This window comes from Edaphobacter lichenicola, from assembly GCF_014201315.1.
Lineage (GTDB): Bacteria > Acidobacteriota > Terriglobia > Terriglobales > Acidobacteriaceae > Edaphobacter > Edaphobacter lichenicola_B.
Genome location: NZ_JACHDY010000001.1, coordinates 356,547 through 373,012, shown reverse-complemented (window position 1 = coordinate 373,012; position 16,466 = coordinate 356,547). Strand labels below are relative to the sequence as shown.

Here is a 16,466-nt window from a genome sequence, read left to right as displayed (position 1 = left end):
GCTCCCTGCGCGGGAGGCGGTCACTTCGTGACTTGTATACCTTGTTGTGGTTGGGGAACGATGCTGGTCCTCCCTTTGGTCGGATGAAAAATTCTTATTCGGTATTGGGTTTTGTGCGGAGGTTGCCGCCGGTCATCTGGTTGGGTTGGTCTACGTTCAGCAGCGACAGGATGGTGGGGGAGATGTCGCGCAGGCTGCCACCTTCGCGCAGGGCTGGCTTGTTGCCTTCTTCGGTGATGTAGAGGAAGGGGACGGGGTTGGTGGTGTGGGCGGTGTGGGGGCCGCCGGTGGCGGGGTCGATGAGCATCTCGGCGTTGCCGTGGTCTGCTGTGACCAGGAGCGAGCCGCCGCGTTGTTTGATGGCTTGATAGATGCGGCCTAGTTGCGTGTCTACGGTTTCTACGGCGCGGATGGTGGGTTCCATCATGCCGGAGTGGCCGACCATGTCGGCGTTGGCGAAGTTGACGATGATGACGTCGAAGGCGGTGTCGTTGACGGCCTTTACGACTGCGTCGGCTATGCCTGCCGCGGACATCTCGGGGGCGAGGTCGTAGGTGGCTACTTTTTGTGAGTCGATGAGGGCGCGATCTTCGCCGGGGAAGGGCTTTTCGATGCCGCCGTTGAAGAAGTAGGTGACGTGGGCGTACTTTTCGGTCTCGGCAACGCGGAGGTTGCGGAGGTTGGCCTGGGCCATGAGGTTGGCGAGGAGATTGTCCATCGATTCGGCGGGGATGACGATGGGGAGTTTGAAGTTTTTGTCGTACTGGGTCATGCAGACGTAGTGGAGTTTGGAGGGGATGAGGTCGAGGGGGATCTCGGCGTCGAGTTCGGCGGCCTTGGGGAGCTGATGGCCCTGGCTGCCGACGGGGTCGGCGGTGAGGCCGGACTTGCGGGTGAGGACGCGGGTGATCTGGCGGACGCGGTCGGCGCGGTAGTTGAAGTTGATGATGACGTCTTCGTCACGGATGAGGGCGATGGGGGTGCCTTCGGCGTCGATGCAGGTGAAGGGCGGGATGAACTCGTCGGTGATGTCGTTGTTGTAGAGCTCTTTGATTCGGGCGATGGGGTCGGCGTAGGTGCCGCCTTCGGGGTGGCCGGTGACTAGGGCGTCGAAGGCCTGGTGCTCCTTCTCCCAGCGGCAGTCGCGGTCCATGGCGTAGTAGCGGCCGCTGACGGAGGCGATGTGGCCGGTGCCGGCTTCGCGGAGGGTCTGCTGGAGGAGTTCGAGGTAGCCGAGGCCGCTGGTGGGCATGGTGTCGCGGCCGTCCATGAAGGCGTGGATGAAGACGCGGGTGAGCTTGTGCCGGGCGGCCATGCGGATGAGGGCGTCGAGGTGGCGCTGGTGGGAGTGGACGCCGCCGTCGGAGAGGAGGCCGATGAGGTGGAGTGCTCTTCCCTTCTGACCGGCTAGTTCGTAGGCGCGGACGAGCGTGGGGTCGGTGTAGAGGCTGCCGTCGAGGATGGCGGTGTCGATGCGGGTCATGTCCATGCGGACGATGCGGCCTGCGCCGAGGTTGAGATGGCCTACTTCGCTGTTGCCCATCTGGCCGTCGGGGAGGCCGACGAAGTGTTCGCTGGCGCGGAGGAGGGTGTTGGGGTAGTCGCGGAGGAGCGCGTCGTAGGTGGGCTTGCGGGCCTGGGCGATGGCGTTGCCGTGGGTCTCGGCGCGGTAACCCCATCCGTCGAGGATGGTGAGGACTACAGGTGCTTTGGGCATGATGGGCTTTGTCTCTCGCGGATGGTTGTGGGTTCGAGGCTCGTGGTCAGGATATCAACAAAGCTTGATGTGGATTCGAGGGATCGGCGTTTGAACCGGCAGCGGCGAACAGCGGGTTTCTCCACTGCGCGGGACAAAGAGCCGTCCCGCTCCGGTCGAAATGACAGATCCTTGTACTAAATCGAAATGACAGATCCTTGTACTAAATCGAAAGGACAGATCTTTGTTCTAAATTCGAAAGGACAGATCTTTGTTCGTGCTTATCGAAATGACAGCTCTTGGGGTGCACCGTGAAATGACAGCTCTTTCGGGTGGGGCTGTGGGTAACGCGCGGGGTTACAATCGCGGAGACGTTTAGTTGGGTGGATATGCGATGAAGTCGTCTGAACCGGATTTGGCAGCGACGGGCCGAAGTCCCCGGCGAATGGAGCTCGAGGGGCTGCAGGGTGTTGATCTGCACGCGGAGTATCACTCGGTGCGGACGGGTGGAGACTTCTTCGATGCGGTGGACCTGGGCACGCATGTGATCTTTCTGCTGACCGATATTGCCGGGACCAAGGAGGCGACGCAACCGATTGCGTCCGAGGTTCAGAGGATCTTTCGCGGGAGCGCTGCGGAGCTGCTGGGGCCGGCGGGCACGAACGTGATGGATGCTACGGCTCAGCTGGCACAGGCGGTGAACCATGAGTTGATCCGGGCTGCGAAGGGGGTTCGCTTTGCGCCTACGTTTCTGGGTTGCTACGATCTTGCGCTTGGCATTCTTGCCTATGTGAACGCGGGTGGGCTGACGGCTGTGTTTCATGATTCGGAGGGTGCGCGAATTCTGACGAGCGCGTCGGTGCCGCTGGGTTTGTTTACGCACCTGACGCATGAGCCTGCGATGCAGGCGTTTGAGCCGGGAGCGAAGCTGCTGCTGGTGACCAAGGGCGTGATGGAGACGCGGCATGGACGGACTCACTTTGGTGTGGAGCGACTGATTCCGCTTATGCAGGACGCGGCGCCCGGGTTTGCGACGCAGTCGGCGACGGAGCTTTGCCTGGCGGCGTTGAAGGCGGCTGAGGAGTTCAAGCAGGTTCCCTGGTACAGCAGGCTGAATCCCTTTGGACATCGGCAGGAGGACGAGGATCTGACTGCGCTTGCGCTGGTGAGGCATGGCACGGCTGGTTAGGGTGCGGTGGTTCGATGGGACTGGTTGGAGTTCGGCGGAGGCCTGGACTGCGGGGAGGATCGATTGCAGGGCTTCTTCGTCTTCTTCGCCAATGGCGAGTTGTTCGAGGAGAGCGGCGACTGGGCTGCGACGGGAGTTGGTCTGTCCGGCCTCGGCGCGTGGAGCTAGCGGACCTAAGGCTGGGTCGAGGATGAGCTCTTCAACGGTGTCGGCTGCGGGTGCGGGTGAGGCTTCGCGGGGCAGGTTGAGGCTTGCGATCTGGAGGCCGTAGAGCAGGAGTCCTGCGCGGCGGGAGTCGAGGTCGTTGGAGGCTATGCGCTGGAGAACCTGGCCGATGGAGGATTGAATGGCGGAGCGATCCTCGGGCAGGGGCAGATCGAAGGCGGAGCGGCGGGAGCGGCGGCGGCGGGCTCCGGTGACGGGCTTGCGGGTGGTGTGGTGGTAGTAGCAGAGCTCTTCGCCGCGGAGGCATGGGCTGCCGCAGCGATGGCCGTCGGTGAAGATGTGGCGGCATTGGTAGCGCTTGGGTTGGATGTTGTTTGTGGTGATGACTGCGTGCTTGGTGATTGCGTGGTGCATTGTGTTCCCTCCCCCACCGGGTAGAAATGTGTGCAAAGTCTTCGAAAGAAACGGCATAGGTCTGGACCTTGTGGTGTCCTTGGTATGGTTTCCGGGTTAAGTTTCGGGTTTAAATGGAAGAACCCGGCTTGCGCCGGGCTCCCTTTTTTGCTTCTGCTTCTATTTTAGCGGATTGGGTGGGGTGAATACGCCACGCGAATCTCCTGTGTTGGCGCGGGTTTGGGGCGATTGGGGGCTTGACAGGTTTTTGGGGTTACGGCTTGTCCTGCCGGACGGGTCCGCTGCGCGGGGCGCGAATCTGCCACAAGAGGCTGACGCGCCTTCGGCGCCTTTTCTATGGGACCAGGGTGGGGAGGAGTTCGGTGGCGGTGCCGAGGAGGATCTCGTCGAAGGCTTCGTGGTTGAGTGGTGCTTCGGGGCCGAGGTAGATGGTGTGGGTGCGCTGCTGGTTGGCGATGTGGACCAGACCGGCAGCGGGATAGACGGAGCCGGAGGTGCCTACTACCACGAGGACTGTTGCTTCGTTTAGCTTGCGGTAGATGGTGTCCATGTCTAGCGGGATCTCGCCGAACCAGACGATGTGCGGGCGGATGGGGGCCTGGCAGCGATCGCATTGGGGGAGGGTGGTGGCGGTTTCGTAGAGGGCGGTGTCGGGGAAGGGCTGGTTGCAGCGGGTGCAGCGGGATTGGAAGAGGTTGCCGTGCATGTGGTGGATACGCTGGGAGCCGGCGCGCTCGTGGAGCTCGTCGACGTTTTGGGTGCAGAGGTAGAAGCGGTCGCCTAGATGCTGCTCGATTTTGGCCAGGGCGAGGTGGGCGGCGTTGGGTTGAGCGGAGGAGGCGTTGCGGCGGCGCTGGGAGTAGAAGTGCCAGACGAGGGCGGGGTCGGCGGCCCAGGCTTCGGGGGTGGCTACCTGCTCGACGCGGTAGCCGTTCCAGAGGCCGCCGGAGCCGCGGAAGGTGGCCAGGCCGCTCTCGGCGGAGATGCCTGCTCCGGTTAGGACGAAGAGGTGATCTTGTTCGGTAAGGCGCATGGTTTTGAGATGCTTGTGTCCTGCCGGACGGGCCGCCTGCGCGGCGCGCGGTCACTTCGTGACTTGTGTACCCCTTCGGTTGGCGCTCCCGTTGGTCGCGAAGGAAGATGATTCCGACCAACGGGAGGACCGGGATGATTGTACTGCCGAGACCGGTATACCCGTCACGAAGTGACCGCGCGCCGCGCAGGCGGCCCGTCCGGCAGGACAGTTTTATTCGCCAAAGTTGACAGACTCGATGCCGAGGAATTCGGCGGACTGGCCTAGCTCTTCTTCGATGCGAAGGAGCTGGTTGTACTTGGCGATGCGATCGGTGCGGGAGGCGGAGCCGGTCTTGATCTGGCCTGCGCCTGTGCCTACGGCGAGGTCGGCGATGAAGGTGTCTTCGGTTTCGCCAGAGCGGTGGCTGATGATGCTGGTGTAGCCGAAGCGACGGGCGAGCTCGATGGCTTCGAGGGTTTCGGTGACAGTGCCAATCTGGTTGACCTTGATGAGGATGGAGTTGGCTACTTTTTGCTCGATGCCCTGCTGGAGACGCTGGGTGTTGGTGACGAAGAGATCGTCGCCTACGAGCTGGACCTTGTCGCCGAGGACTTTGGTGAGGTGCGCCCAGCCTGTCCAGTCGTCTTCGGCGAGGCCGTCTTCGATGGAGATGATGGGATATTTGTTGACCCAGTTCTCCCAGAAGGCGGTCATCTCTTCGGAGGAGAGACTGCGCTTGTCGGATTTCTTGAAGACGTATTTGGCTGTCTCTTTATCAAAGAACTCGCTGGAGGCGGGGTCGAGGGCGATGGAGATGTCTTCGCCTGGGGTGTAGCCGGCGAGCTGGATGGCTTCGAGGATGAGGTCTAGGGCTTCGTCGTTGGATTTGAGCGAGGGGGCGAAGCCGCCTTCGTCGCCTACGGCGGTGTTGTATCCCTTCTTTTTGAGGACGCCTTTGAGGGTGTGGAAGACCTCGGTGCCCCAGCGGAGGGCGTCGGAGAAGGTTTCGGCGCCGGTGGGCATGACCATGAACTCCTGGAAGTCGACGTTGGAGTCGGCGTGGGAGCCGCCGTTGAGGATGTTCATCATGGGCGTGGGGAGGAGGCAGGCGTTGACTCCGCCAAGGTAGCGGTAGAGGGGGAGCTTGAGGGCTTCGGCAGAGGCGCGGGCTACGGCCATGGAGACGGCGAGGATGGCGTTGGCTCCGACTTTGGATTTGTTCTCGGTGCCGTCGATGTTGATCATGGTGGCGTCGATGAGGCGCTGGTTGCTGGCGTCCATGCCGGTGAGTTCGGGGCCGAGGATGGTTTCGACGTTTTCGACGGCCTGGAGGACGCCTTTACCGAGGTAGTGCTCTTTGTCTCCGTCGCGGAGTTCTACGGCTTCGTGCTCGCCGGTGGAGGCTCCACTGGGAACGGCGGCGCGGCCTTTGGCTCCGCTGTCGAGGAGGACGTCGGCCTCGACGGTGGGATTACCGCGGGAGTCCAGAATTTCGCGTGCGTGGATAGAGACGATCTCGGTCATGTTGCTCCTGAACTGTGATTGGCTTGGTGTTGCGGAATGTTGGGCTACGATGCGATGGTTCAACCGTTCGTTTAACTTTGGCCGGCGGTCGACCGGGAGGGCGCTGCCACCCGCGAGGGTGATCGATTGCACCAGCTTTGCGTCGGATGGGCTCACCTGTCGGATTTTAGCAAAGGGATGGGAGTAGCGCTTTCGGTCGCGACTACAAGAGGATGAATTATTGAGGTGGGGAAATGAAGAGTCTAGGCGGGTTGGAGAAAAGCAGGTTTTTCCACTTCGCTACGCTTCGGTCGAAATGACAGACTAAGTATTAGGTAGGGAAGAACAGGCCTCTTTGCTTATACTTTGACTCCGCTCAGAGTTTCGTCGGAAACGACGCGGGTCGGAGATTGAGAATGAGCGTTGAAGGGCTTATTAGCAGGGTCGATTCCGGTGTAAGGAATTTGTTCCCTAGAAGCGTTGGGAGTTTTATTCTTTGGAGTGATACGAGTGCTGAAGAATTCGGCGCTCTAGCTGGTCTAAGAATTTTCACCGAGAATTTTCACCGAGGTATCGCCATGAAGATGCACATCACTACCGCCGCTCTCGTTCTTGCTGCTGCGCCCGCGTTCTCTCAGAGTGCTATGACAGGAGTCTCGCATCCTGACTCTGCTGTGATCTCGAGTACAGACGATACGGTGCAGCAGACGCCGATCGCGAAGCCGAGTGCTGATGTGCCCGCGGTGGTTGCGCCTGCGTCGCCTGCCACGGCGTATGGGCCTTATGTTCCCTACCGGGGCGCGACGGTTGCGGGTTCGAACATGATGACGGCTGAAGCTTCGGCGGATGATCCGAACGATCCGGATGCGATGGTTGTGACGAGTGTGCCGGAGCGTAATGGGACGCTGCGGGAAGGGACTCTGCTGAAGACGCAGATCAAAGAGACGCTGGCTACGGATAAGACGGTTGCGGGCAGCAGATTTTCGGCGACCGTTACGGAGGCTATCGAGAGGAATGGACGAGTGATCATTCCCGTTGGTTCGGTTCTTGAGGGGCGAGTGACGGAGGTTCGCGGCGGACGGCGGATTACGGGTGCGGCGCTGCTGCATCTGGAGACCAGCGACGTTACGCTGCCGGATGGAACGCACTATATTGTTCATGCTCAGTTGGTCGATACGGGCAAGAGCGAGTTCAACGTGGATAACGAAGGGACGTTGAAGCGGAAGGATCATGCGAAGGAGACGCTTGCGATTGTGGGCGGCGTGACTGGAGCGGGTGCTGCGACGGGCGCGTTGGTTGGCGGCGGCGTTGGAGCTGTGGTTGGCGCGGGAATCGGCGCGGGGGTAAGTACGGTGATGTGGCTGAAACAGGATCGTCAGGCTACGCTGCCTAAGGATGAGCTGCTGGTGTTCAGTCTGACTACGCCTATGATTTTGACTCCGTTGAGTGGGTCGCCGGTTAGCAGCTTAACTACTGGTGGGGTGGGCGTGGCGGGCGCTACGCAGTAGTTTGCGGCAGTACGTTTCGTATCGTAGCAGCGCGCGTGCGAGGGCGTCAGATGTCTCGCGAATGCTGGTATTTCTGTGTCGTTCTGCAACACAAAGAGATGTTCTTCAACTGGCCTGCCGATCTTACCTTTTGTGTAAGAAAGGACATTCTATGGCTGTTTCTATCTCTGGCTCTTTATCGTCTCAATCGACGGTTGCTCCTCCCTCTCCCGCTGAATCAACCCCGACGGAGGTCGTTCATAAACCCGTTTCGGCAATCGGCGACACGGTGAAACTATCGCAGGCTGCGCAGGTTCACCAGCTGAAGCAGCAGGGACAGGCGCTCTCTCAGATTGCTTCAAACCTCGGGATCTCGGTAGCGACGGTCGATGGCTATCTGGGTGTGACCGCACCCAAAGCCGCTTCGGTTGCCCTTGCGGCTCCAACGGTCAAAGCGGCTCCGATTGCGGCGAAGGGTTAGTGGGTTCTCAAGGCGGGATTGCGCTCACTTGAGAGCTATCTCTGGCCTGCTGAGCGTTTGGGTTTGCTTTAGCAAGGCTCCTGGCGGAGCATTTTTCTTTGTCGATGTGGATAGGCTGACGATGAGCTGTCGCAGGTCCGCATTGCTATGTGGTGTCTGGGCGATCGTGAAGAGAAAGACGAAATACGGGGGTCCCTCCACTGCGTCGCGATGAGACTGCGCGACTTCGGTCGAGATGACGAATCCTGAGGGAGATGAGACTGCAAGACTTAGACCGAGATGACGAATCATGAGCGGACAAGAGCACGCGGCTGCAGTCAGGATGACGAGTCGTCGAGCGGACGAGCAAACCGTTCCTGACTCAATCAATAGGCTGCGAAGGTTGCTTTCATGGCGCGCTCCTCTTGGCGGATGCGATTGGCGAAGAGGAGGAGGACTGGGGGAAGACCGATCACGAGCGTGTCGTAGGCGTGAAGCACCAGGGCGATACCTACCAGTTCCGGGATCGCGTTGAGAAAATAATTTGGGTGGCGAATCAGACGGAAGAAGGGATGAAGCACGAGAGAGTGATCTGGGGCGATGAGGAGTTTGACCGTCCAGAAGCGACCGAGAAGGTGGATGACTGCGAGTAGGGCGATGACGCTGATGGCGTAGAGTACGAATCCGATGCCAGAGAGGATGTCGAAGGGGGCGTTGCGGATCACTCCTTCGATCGCCGCAGCGATGAGGTAGCTGGTGTAGGCGACGGTGAGAATCTTCGAGTTGAGCACGCCGTACTCGATGGCGCCGTCTTTTCTGAGAGCGCGCTCGTGGCGGATTGAGATCGCCAGAGTTGCGAGACGAAAGAGGAAGACGAAGGCGACGAAGGCCAGGGCTGCGGGTTTCATGTCTATAAGGATGCTTGATTTGTGTCTGCGAACTGATCGCGGATTTGGACCACGTCAATGTAAGTGAGTCTGTCGTCCGGCGCATGAACAGAGACGCAAATGCGGGGTTTTTGCTGCGCTCAGAATGCAAGAAAGGCAACGGCAAAAGCAAGGGCGTGGTGCGCGCACGGCGCGATCTGCCATCGAGGCTGACGCGCCTTCGGCGCCAGATACGGCTCAATGCTTGCTTGTTGCTTGCCAGGTGCTTGTCAGTTGCGGACCTGGGCCAAGAGGCGCTTCCAGTTTTTCTGGTTGCGGCGGTAGGATTTTTTGAGGTCTTCTAGGATTCGCTCGAAGTCGACGTGGCCCTTTAGCTTGCGCCAGGCTGGGTTGATGCTGAACCAGGGATAGTTTTCGTTGCCGAGATAGATGGCGCGGCGCAGCCAGTGGAGAGCTTCGGACTCGTCGCCTTCGAGGGCAAAGTAGGTGGCCAGGCGATAGGCCATCTCGCTGTCGGCTTCGGCGGCGGAGAGAGTCTCGTCGACGATGAAGGTGGCGGCCTTTTGGCGTTCGCCCAGCTGGACGTAGCAGAGGGCGATGGTGGGAAAGACGATGCGGAGAGAGGTGTCGTCGCGGATGACTTTTTCGAGCGTCTCGATGGCTTTGGGGAGGTCGCCGGTGCGCATCTGCTGGTAGCCGAGGGAGATTCTGAGGAGCGGCTGGCGGGGTTCGAGGGTGAGACCCTTTTCGATCTCGTCGGCGGCCAGCTCCATCTGGTTTTGATACTGGTAGACGCGGGCGCGATGGTTGTAGATCATGGCGGCGTTCGAGGGGTTCATGCGGAGAGAGGCGTTGAACTGCTCGAGGGCCTCGTCGTACATGCCGTCGATGCGGAGGGTCTGACCGGCGACCAGGCGGACGTTCCAGTCATTGCCGGCGGTCTGGAGGAGGTTTTCGATGCCGTGGCGGGCGGACTCTTTTTCGCCGCGGGAGAGGAGCATGTAGACGCGGTAGAGGTTGGCTTCGACGGAGCCGGGGTCTAGCTGGAGGGCCTTGTCGAAGGCGCGACGGGCTTCGAGGACGTGCATCTGGCCGCCGAGGCCGTGGCGGACGTACTGGAGATGGGTGACGCCGAGGCCGGACCAGGCGGGGGAGTATTTTTCATCCTGACTGACCACCGAGGTGAAGAGCTCGCAGGCGCGGTTGAGGTCGTCGCGGCTGCCGGTGCGGTTCATGAAGGAGGAGAGGACGGCGCGGGCCTGGAGGTACTGCTCGGAGAGGGCCTGGTTGAGGGAGGGGGCGGAGAGCGAGGCGGTGCGATTGGTCTCGTGGGGAGCGAGATCGCCGAAGCCCTGAAGGGTACTGAATACTTCGTTGCAGATCTCGGACTGGACGGAGACGAGGTCGAAGGAGGCTACGTTGATGGAGCCGCCGGCGCGGACGCTCTGGTTGGGGACGTCGAGGAGCTGCCAGTTGAGGTCGAAGCCTTTGTCGGATCGGAGGAAGTTGCCTGCGAGGACGTAGTTGACGAGGAGTTTTTTGCCAATGCTGAGGGGGTCGAGCTGCTGGGTGGGGATGTTCATGAAGGAGCTGGAGGGGCGGACGACGAGGGAGGACATGCGGGTGAGGCGGGTGGCGATGGCGTCGGCGAGGGCGTAACCGTAGAGGGGGGCGACGTCGGCGGGGCCGAAGTTGACGAAGGGGAGGACGACGATGCTGTTTTGGTTGCTGGTGGAGGAGGTGCCGGACTCGCGGAATCGCTCGGCGAGCATGGAGAGGATGCCGGTGGTGCGTTTTTCTTCGTCGGGGGTGTCGAGGGGGAGGCGGGCCTGATTGGGACGGAGAGAGATGTTGTCGCCGGGGAGGAGGACGGAGTCGAGCTGCATGGCTCGCATGATGGTCTTGAGGGCGTCGCGGACCTCGGCTGCGGAGCCGAAGCGGGCGGAGGGTTGTTTTTCGAGGCAGCGGAGGATGACGGACTCGAGCTCGACGGGGAGGTCGGGGGCGATGTCGCGGATGGAGGGCGGGTCGGCGAACTGGATGGCGCGGATGGACTGGAACTCGGGTGCGTCGGGGCGGTGGAAGGGGTGGCGGCCGGTGGCGAGCTCGTAGAGGATGAGGCCGAGGGCGAAGATGTCGGACTGGACGCTGGACTGGCCGGTGACGAACTGCTCGGGCGCCATGTAGGCGATGGTGCCGCCGCGTGCGGTGTAGGTGGCTCCGGCGACGGGGGTGCGTTTGTTGACGGGGCCGCCGGGGTCGAACTCGGTCTGGTCGGGGCGGAGGCGGCGGGCGAGGCCGAAGTCGAGGATCTTGATGAGGCCGCCGTCGGTGAGCATGACGTTGGCGGGTTTGAGGTCGCGGTGGAAGATGCCGAGGTTGTGGGCGGCGGAGAGGCCATCGGCGGTTTGAATGCCGGCGGAGAGGACGAGCTGGAGGCTGGCGGGGCCTTCGGCGATGAGCTTGTCGAGGGATTTGCCGGGGATGTACTGCATGACGATGTAGGCTTCTTCCCCGCTGCCGTTCTCTTCGAGGGCTTCGCCGACGTCGTAGATGGCGCAGACGTTGGGGTGGTCGATGGCGGAGGCGAGGCGGGCTTCGCGGAGCTGGGTAGCGCGCATCTGCTCGATGGTGAGGTTGCCGCGCTTGAGGAGTTTGAGCACGACGGGCCGCTGGAGGAGGGTGTCGTTGGCGAGGTAGACGACGCCGCTGCCGCCTGTGCCTATCTTGCGGACGAACTCGTACTGCTTGATCTCGCGGCGCTTCATGGATTGATTATCGCAAGGGGCGAGGGTGTGGATGGTTTAGGGAGGGTTATTTGTGGGGTGGTCGGATTTATTGTCGCTTTCTTTATTGTCGCTTTCTGGCTGGCTCCAGGTTGGGGAGGAGCCAGGTGAGGAGGCCGATGGCGGGCAGGTAGGCGCAGAGCTGGTAGACGTGAGTGATGCTGGTGGCGTCGGCTACTTTGCCGAGGACGGCGGCGCCGATGCCTCCCATGCCGAAGGCGAAGCCGAAGAAGAGGCCGGAGATCATGCCGACGCGGCCGGGGACCAGCTCCTGCGCGTAGACGAGGATGGCGGAGAAGGCGGAAGCGAGGACGAAGCCGATGATGACGGTGAGGATTGCGGTCCAGAGCAGATTGGCGTGGGGCAGGATGAGGGTGAAGGGCAGGACGCCGAGGATGCTGACCCAGATGACGTACTTGCGGCCGTAGCGGTCGCCTACGGGTCCGCCGATGAGGGTTCCGGCGGCGACTGCGGCGAGGAAGAGGAAGAGCAGCTCCTGCGAGGTGCGGACGGAGACCTGGAAGCGGTTGATGAGGTAGAAGGTGTAGTAGCTGGTGAGGCTGGCGAGGTAGAAGTACTTGGAAAAGATGAGTGCGATGAGGACCGCGATGGCTCCGATGATTTTGCCGCGGGAGAGATGGGTGTGGTGCGTGGTTTCGGGGGGCTTGTTGGCTGCGGCATTGGTGTGGGTGATGCGGTACCAGCGGCCAACCCAGATGAGGATGCAGATGGCGAGGAGGGCGGGGATGGCGAACCAGGCCATGCCGATCTGTCCGCGAGGCAGGACGATGAAGGCTGCGAGGAGCGGGCCGATGGCGGAGCCGGCGTTTCCGCCGACCTGGAAGAAGGACTGCGCGAAGCCGTGGCGACCACCAGATGCCATGCGGGCGATGCGGGAGGACTCGGGGTGGAAGATGGCGGAGCCGATGCCCACCAAGGAGGCCGCAAAGATGAGCCATCCGAAGGTGGGTGCCACGGCGAGCAGGAGCAGGCCGGCGAGGGTGAAGGTCATGCCGATGGGCAGAGCGAAGGGGCGGGGAGTGCGGTCTCCCAGATGGCCGATGACGGGCTGTAGGAGAGAGGCGGTGATCTGGAAGGTGAGGGTGAGGATGCCGATCTGGGTGAAGTTGAGATGGAAGGAGCTCTTGAGGATGGGGTAGATGGAGGGCAGCAGGGACTGCACCATGTCGTTGAGGAGATGGCAGAAGCTGGCGGCGGCGAGGACGCGCAGGAGGGTGCCGGACTGGGGCTGGGCTGGGGGTGCCAGAGTGGGGAGAGTCGAAGTGTGGCCCATGCCTTAAGGGTACCCTGTTGGCGCGGGCATACGCGTATAGATTTTTTCTATGAAGCCGGTGAGGGTTGAGAGTTGTCTCGGCGGCGCAGTCAATCTCGGATCAGTGGCGGGGGGCGGTGGGTTTTTCCCAGGGGCGGGGGTTGACTGGGTCGTCCTGCCACTTTTGGCGGCGGCCTACGTAGTACATGATGGCTCCGAAGAGGAACATGAGGAGGCCCCAGGTCAGGTTGAGGTTGATGCCCATGGATTTCTCGTAGATGTCGGCGCTGTGGCGGGTGATGAGGCCGTAGACGCTCATGAGGCCGCCGATGAGCAGGAAGATGAGGCCGAGGGGGATGCGGATGTCTAGTCCCAAGATGTGTCCTTTGTTGTTGGTTTAATTATGCACCGAAGTGGGGTACGGCTCTGGGGTAAATCCCACAAAGGTGGTGGTCCGTTACACCCTGCAGTGTGGGACTATTCTTTGCGCCTCCCCGGAGCAATAACATGATGCCTAAGTGTCCCGAATGTGTGAGTCAAGGTGAAGTGAGACGGTCCCATCGTCATCCACTCGATAAAGTCCTTAGCCTGATCTTTCTGTATCCGTTCCGATGTGATCGGTGCGACTGTCGTTTCTTTCGTTTTCAGAAGCCGGCGTATCAGCAGACAGTCCCGAGATAGATCGGCAAGCTGAAAGATCATGCGTCGCCCATCTGCCGAATGGTTGAGGGTGAGGGCTGCTTGCTGTTTCGGTGAGCGAGCAACTTGCGAAGTGCAACCGCAGATCCCCTTCGGGGATGACAACAAGAAAAACAAAGGCAACAGCTAAGACAAATACAAATACGGGGATCCTTCGCGGCGGTCAGGATAACGACATTTTGTAGTCGTTGCCAGGCAAAGACAATACTCGTTGCTAGGCGAAGACGAGGTTGAGGACGATGAGCATGGCGAGGACGACGAGGCCGAGGGTGGCGGGCTTCTGGTACCAGCTCAGGTGAGTGTCGATGGGCTTGGGGGTTAGGGAGTAGACGAGGCCTACGAGTTCGGCTTCGGGGCGGGGTTTGGTGGCGAGCGAGACGGCGATGGTGACGAGCAGGTTGATGGTGAAGGCGAAGATGGCGGTCCAGAAGTTCTGCGCCATGTCGCTGGGGTAGTGGTGGAGGATGGCGATCCAGCCGCCGTGGATGCCGGGGGATGCGTCGGCGGGCAGGGTGAGGCCGTGGTGGATCAGAGCTGCGCCGGTGCCGGCGAGCAGGCCTGTGAAGGCTCCGTGGCCTGTCGTCCGCTTCCAGAACATGCCTAGCAGGAAGGTGGCGAAGAGGGGGGCGTTGACGATGGAGAAGACGAGCTGGAGCGCGTCCATGATGTTGTTGAAGTTGGTGACGAGGTAGGCCGCGCCGATGGAGAGCGTGACGCCTCCTATGGTGGCCATGCGGCCCATCCAGAGGTAGTGGGCGTCGGTGCCCTTTTTGTTGATGTAGGCCTGGTAGATGTCGTAGGTCCAGACGGTGTTGAAGGCGGTGACGTTGCCGGCCATGCCGGACATGAAGCTGGCGAGGAGGGCGGTGAGGCCCAAGCCGAGGATTCCTGTCGGGAAGAAGTGGAGGAGCATGACGGGGATGGCGAGGTCGTAGTTGTAGACGGGGTTGCCGTGGTTGTCGAGGACGGGCTGGCCGCTGACGGGGTCGGTCTTTTCGGGGATGATGCCGTGGGGGTGCTGGTCGTCGAGGGGTGGCGTGTAGAGGGCGGGCTCGGTGCCTTGGACACCGTGGTGAGTGACGGTGAGGGACTGGGTGACGACGGGTGTGGTCTGGCCGGCTCCAGCCATGTGGCTGGTGATGGTGACGGCGATGAGGCCTGGGAGGATCACCAGGAAGGGGAAGAACATCTTGGGGATGGCGGCGATGAGGGGGACGCGGCGGGCGGAGACCTCGGAGTCGGCTGCCATGGCGCGCTGGATGACGAGGAAGTCGGTGCACCAGTAGCCGAAGGAGAGGACGAAGCCGAGGCCCATGGCGAGACCGACCCACTCGACGCCGAGGGTGTTGGTGGAGGCGTGGGCCATGCCGCGCCAGGAGTGGGTCATGGTGGCGGGGAGGGTGTGCTTGATTCCCTGCCATCCGCCTACATTGCGGAGGCCGATCCAGACCAGGGGGGCGAAGCCGGCGACGATGAGGAAGAACTGGAGGACCTCGTTGTAGATGGCGCTGGTGAGGCCGCCGAGAAAGATATAGCCCAGCACAATAATTGCCGATAGGAAGACTGAGACGTGAAAGACGTAGGCGTCGGGGATGACGCCGTGGAGGAGGCCGAGGGTCTGGATCAAAAGCGCCATGGCGTACATGGAGATTCCGGAGCTGAGCACGGTCATGATGGCGAAGGAGAAGGCGTTGACGGCGCGGGTCTTCTCGTCGAAGCGCATGCGGAGGTATTCGGGTACGGAGCGGGCTTTAGACCCGTAGTAGAAGGGCATCATGAAGATGCCGACGAAGATCATCGCTGGGATGGCGCCGATCCAGTAGAAGTGGCTGGTGATGATGCCGTACTTGGCTCCGGAGGCACCCATGCCGATGACCTCCTGGGCACCCAGATTCGCGGAGATGAAAGCGAGTCCGCAGACCCAGGCCGGGATGGAGCGGCCAGCGAGGAAGAAGTCATTTGAGGTGCGCATGTAGCGCTTGAGGGCGAAGCCGATGCCCAGAACGAAGACGAAGTAGACCAGCATGATGAGCCAGTCGATGATGGAAAGATTCACGGTAACCCTTGTTGTTCTGCTGCCGTTCTGCTTCGATCCTGTTGCGGTCCGACGCAGTTTTTCGGAACGGGAAGTTAGATAGTCCTGGGGCCAACTGTAAATTGTTTTGGTACTGTCTTCCAAATTTTGTAGGTATTGGAGGCGGGTTTGGGAGATTATGACCTGATGCAAGGACAAAATGTCTCACGATGCGATATTTTTTGCCAAAAGATGGGCATCTTGTGCCAACGTTTGATCGAGAGGGTGCATCCCAGTGATAGTGAAATTGGTCGGATCACCTCCGGTTGTACGACAGCAAAGATTTCCTGAAAGAGGCTCTGATTTGAATTTACTGGTGAACTCTCCCTTGGAACAGACCATCTCTCGAATGCCGGCCACCCTTCTCCTTATCGATGACAATGCAGTCCAGGCGGCAACGCGGCAGACGATCTTGAAGCGGGCCGGGTACTTTGTGATTGCGGCGCTGAATCCGTCGCGGGCGCTGGAACAGATTCAGAGGGGCGAGTTTCCGGCGGAGATCGGGTTGGTGATTACCGACCACCTGATGCCGGGAATGACGGGCGCGGACTTTGTTCGGGCATTGCGCAAGACGAATCCTGCGGTGCCGGTGCTGGTGATCAGCGGGCTGCAGGAGGCGGAAGAGGAGTACGAGGAGCTGAACGTGACGTTCCGGATGAAACCGCTGCTGCCGGATCATCTGCTGGCGACGGTTCATGGGCTGGTTCGGGATGGAAGACGCGACTCTGGTGTGATGCCGCAGTAAAGCTGTCCGGTAAACGATGCGTCCATCCATTGGTTGATTGCTGATACGCTCTGCGCTTGAGAGAATAAGGCAG

At 61.1% G+C, this 16,466-nt stretch carries 14 protein-coding genes; 6 read left to right on the top strand and 8 right to left on the bottom strand.

Annotation, left to right across the window (positions count from 1 at the left end; genetic code table 11):
- Positions 1-94 precede the first annotated feature (94 nt).
- On the bottom strand, positions 95-1,717 hold the full coding sequence (gpmI, locus tag HDF09_RS01525; protein WP_183760590.1) for a 2,3-bisphosphoglycerate-independent phosphoglycerate mutase: 1,623 nt from the start codon (positions 1,715-1,717) through the stop codon (positions 95-97).
- Between the two features lie 373 nt (positions 1,718-2,090).
- Between gpmI and HDF09_RS01520 the strand changes: the two genes are divergently transcribed.
- From HDF09_RS01520 to HDF09_RS01510, 3 genes are all read left to right on the top strand, one after another.
- Entirely contained in the window at positions 2,091-2,885 is a 795-nt protein-coding gene (locus HDF09_RS01520; RefSeq protein WP_183760588.1) for a PP2C family protein-serine/threonine phosphatase, read from the top strand.
- Positions 2,886-2,891: 6 nt separating this feature from the next.
- Complete coding sequence (locus HDF09_RS01515) at positions 2,892-3,053, top strand: hypothetical protein (RefSeq protein ID WP_183760586.1); 162 nt, start codon at positions 2,892-2,894, stop codon at positions 3,051-3,053.
- Positions 3,054-3,227: 174 nt separating this feature from the next.
- Positions 3,228-3,488 (top strand): hypothetical protein, encoded by a 261-nt coding sequence (locus HDF09_RS01510; protein WP_183760584.1) that lies wholly within the window; start codon positions 3,228-3,230, stop codon positions 3,486-3,488.
- Positions 3,489-3,798: 310 nt separating this feature from the next.
- On the opposite strand, the gene HDF09_RS01505 is transcribed toward HDF09_RS01510, so the two are convergent.
- A complete protein-coding gene (locus HDF09_RS01505) occupies positions 3,799-4,497 on the bottom strand; it encodes an SIR2 family NAD-dependent protein deacylase (protein WP_183760582.1) in 699 nt (232 codons plus the stop codon).
- A 213-nt stretch (positions 4,498-4,710) separates the two neighbouring features.
- Positions 4,711-6,003 carry a phosphopyruvate hydratase gene (gene eno, locus HDF09_RS01500; protein WP_183760580.1) on the bottom strand — a complete coding sequence of 431 codons (1,293 nt, stop codon included), beginning with the start codon at positions 6,001-6,003 and terminating at the stop codon, positions 4,711-4,713.
- Between the two features lie 557 nt (positions 6,004-6,560).
- Here eno and HDF09_RS01495 point away from each other — a divergent pair.
- Positions 6,561-7,490 (top strand): hypothetical protein, encoded by a 930-nt coding sequence (locus HDF09_RS01495; protein WP_183760578.1) that lies wholly within the window; start codon positions 6,561-6,563, stop codon positions 7,488-7,490.
- Between the two features lie 151 nt (positions 7,491-7,641).
- Complete coding sequence (locus tag HDF09_RS01490) at positions 7,642-7,950, top strand: helix-turn-helix transcriptional regulator (protein WP_183760575.1); 309 nt, start codon at positions 7,642-7,644, stop codon at positions 7,948-7,950.
- A 365-nt stretch (positions 7,951-8,315) separates the two neighbouring features.
- On the opposite strand, the gene HDF09_RS01485 is transcribed toward HDF09_RS01490, so the two are convergent.
- The 5 genes from HDF09_RS01485 to HDF09_RS01465 all read right to left on the bottom strand — a co-directional run bounded on the left by HDF09_RS01485 (position 8,316) and on the right by HDF09_RS01465 (position 15,630).
- Positions 8,316-8,837 (bottom strand): isoprenylcysteine carboxyl methyltransferase family protein, encoded by a 522-nt coding sequence (locus HDF09_RS01485; RefSeq protein WP_183760573.1) that lies wholly within the window; start codon positions 8,835-8,837, stop codon positions 8,316-8,318.
- Between the two features lie 248 nt (positions 8,838-9,085).
- Positions 9,086-11,584 (bottom strand): serine/threonine-protein kinase, encoded by a 2,499-nt coding sequence (locus HDF09_RS01480; protein ID WP_183760571.1) that lies wholly within the window; start codon positions 11,582-11,584, stop codon positions 9,086-9,088.
- A gap of 82 nt (positions 11,585-11,666) precedes the next feature.
- Positions 11,667-12,896 carry an MFS transporter gene (locus HDF09_RS01475; RefSeq protein WP_183760569.1) on the bottom strand — a complete coding sequence of 410 codons (1,230 nt, stop codon included), beginning with the start codon at positions 12,894-12,896 and terminating at the stop codon, positions 11,667-11,669.
- A gap of 100 nt (positions 12,897-12,996) precedes the next feature.
- Positions 12,997-13,251, bottom strand: coding sequence for a hypothetical protein (locus HDF09_RS01470; protein WP_183760567.1), 255 nt, complete (start codon positions 13,249-13,251; stop codon positions 12,997-12,999).
- 537 nt (positions 13,252-13,788) lie between these two features.
- A complete protein-coding gene (locus HDF09_RS01465; protein WP_183760565.1) occupies positions 13,789-15,630 on the bottom strand; it encodes a sodium:solute symporter family protein in 1,842 nt (613 codons plus the stop codon).
- A gap of 322 nt (positions 15,631-15,952) precedes the next feature.
- Here HDF09_RS01465 and HDF09_RS01460 point away from each other — a divergent pair, with 322 nt between their 5' ends.
- Positions 15,953-16,393, top strand: a complete 441-nt coding sequence (locus tag HDF09_RS01460) for a response regulator (protein WP_260180857.1) — start codon at positions 15,953-15,955, stop codon at positions 16,391-16,393.
- Positions 16,394-16,466 lie beyond the last annotated feature (73 nt).

Excerpts from the sequence above, each read along its gene's own strand:
- HDF09_RS01495 (WP_183760578.1), top strand. The coding sequence starts at position 6,561 with ATGAAGATGCACATCACTACCGCCGCTCTCGTTCTTGCTGCTGCGCCC.
- gpmI (WP_183760590.1), bottom strand. The coding sequence starts at position 1,717 with ATGCCCAAAGCACCTGTAGTCCTCACCATCCTCGACGGATGGGGTTAC.
- HDF09_RS01485 (WP_183760573.1), bottom strand. The coding sequence starts at position 8,837 with ATGAAACCCGCAGCCCTGGCCTTCGTCGCCTTCGTCTTCCTCTTTCGT.
- HDF09_RS01505 (WP_183760582.1), bottom strand. The coding sequence starts at position 4,497 with ATGCGCCTTACCGAACAAGATCACCTCTTCGTCCTAACCGGAGCAGGC.
- HDF09_RS01520 (WP_183760588.1), top strand. The coding sequence starts at position 2,091 with ATGAAGTCGTCTGAACCGGATTTGGCAGCGACGGGCCGAAGTCCCCGG.
- HDF09_RS01490 (WP_183760575.1), top strand. The coding sequence starts at position 7,642 with ATGGCTGTTTCTATCTCTGGCTCTTTATCGTCTCAATCGACGGTTGCT.
- HDF09_RS01480 (WP_183760571.1), bottom strand. The coding sequence starts at position 11,584 with ATGAAGCGCCGCGAGATCAAGCAGTACGAGTTCGTCCGCAAGATAGGC.
- eno (WP_183760580.1), bottom strand. The coding sequence starts at position 6,003 with ATGACCGAGATCGTCTCTATCCACGCACGCGAAATTCTGGACTCCCGC.
- HDF09_RS01475 (WP_183760569.1), bottom strand. The coding sequence starts at position 12,896 with ATGGGCCACACTTCGACTCTCCCCACTCTGGCACCCCCAGCCCAGCCC.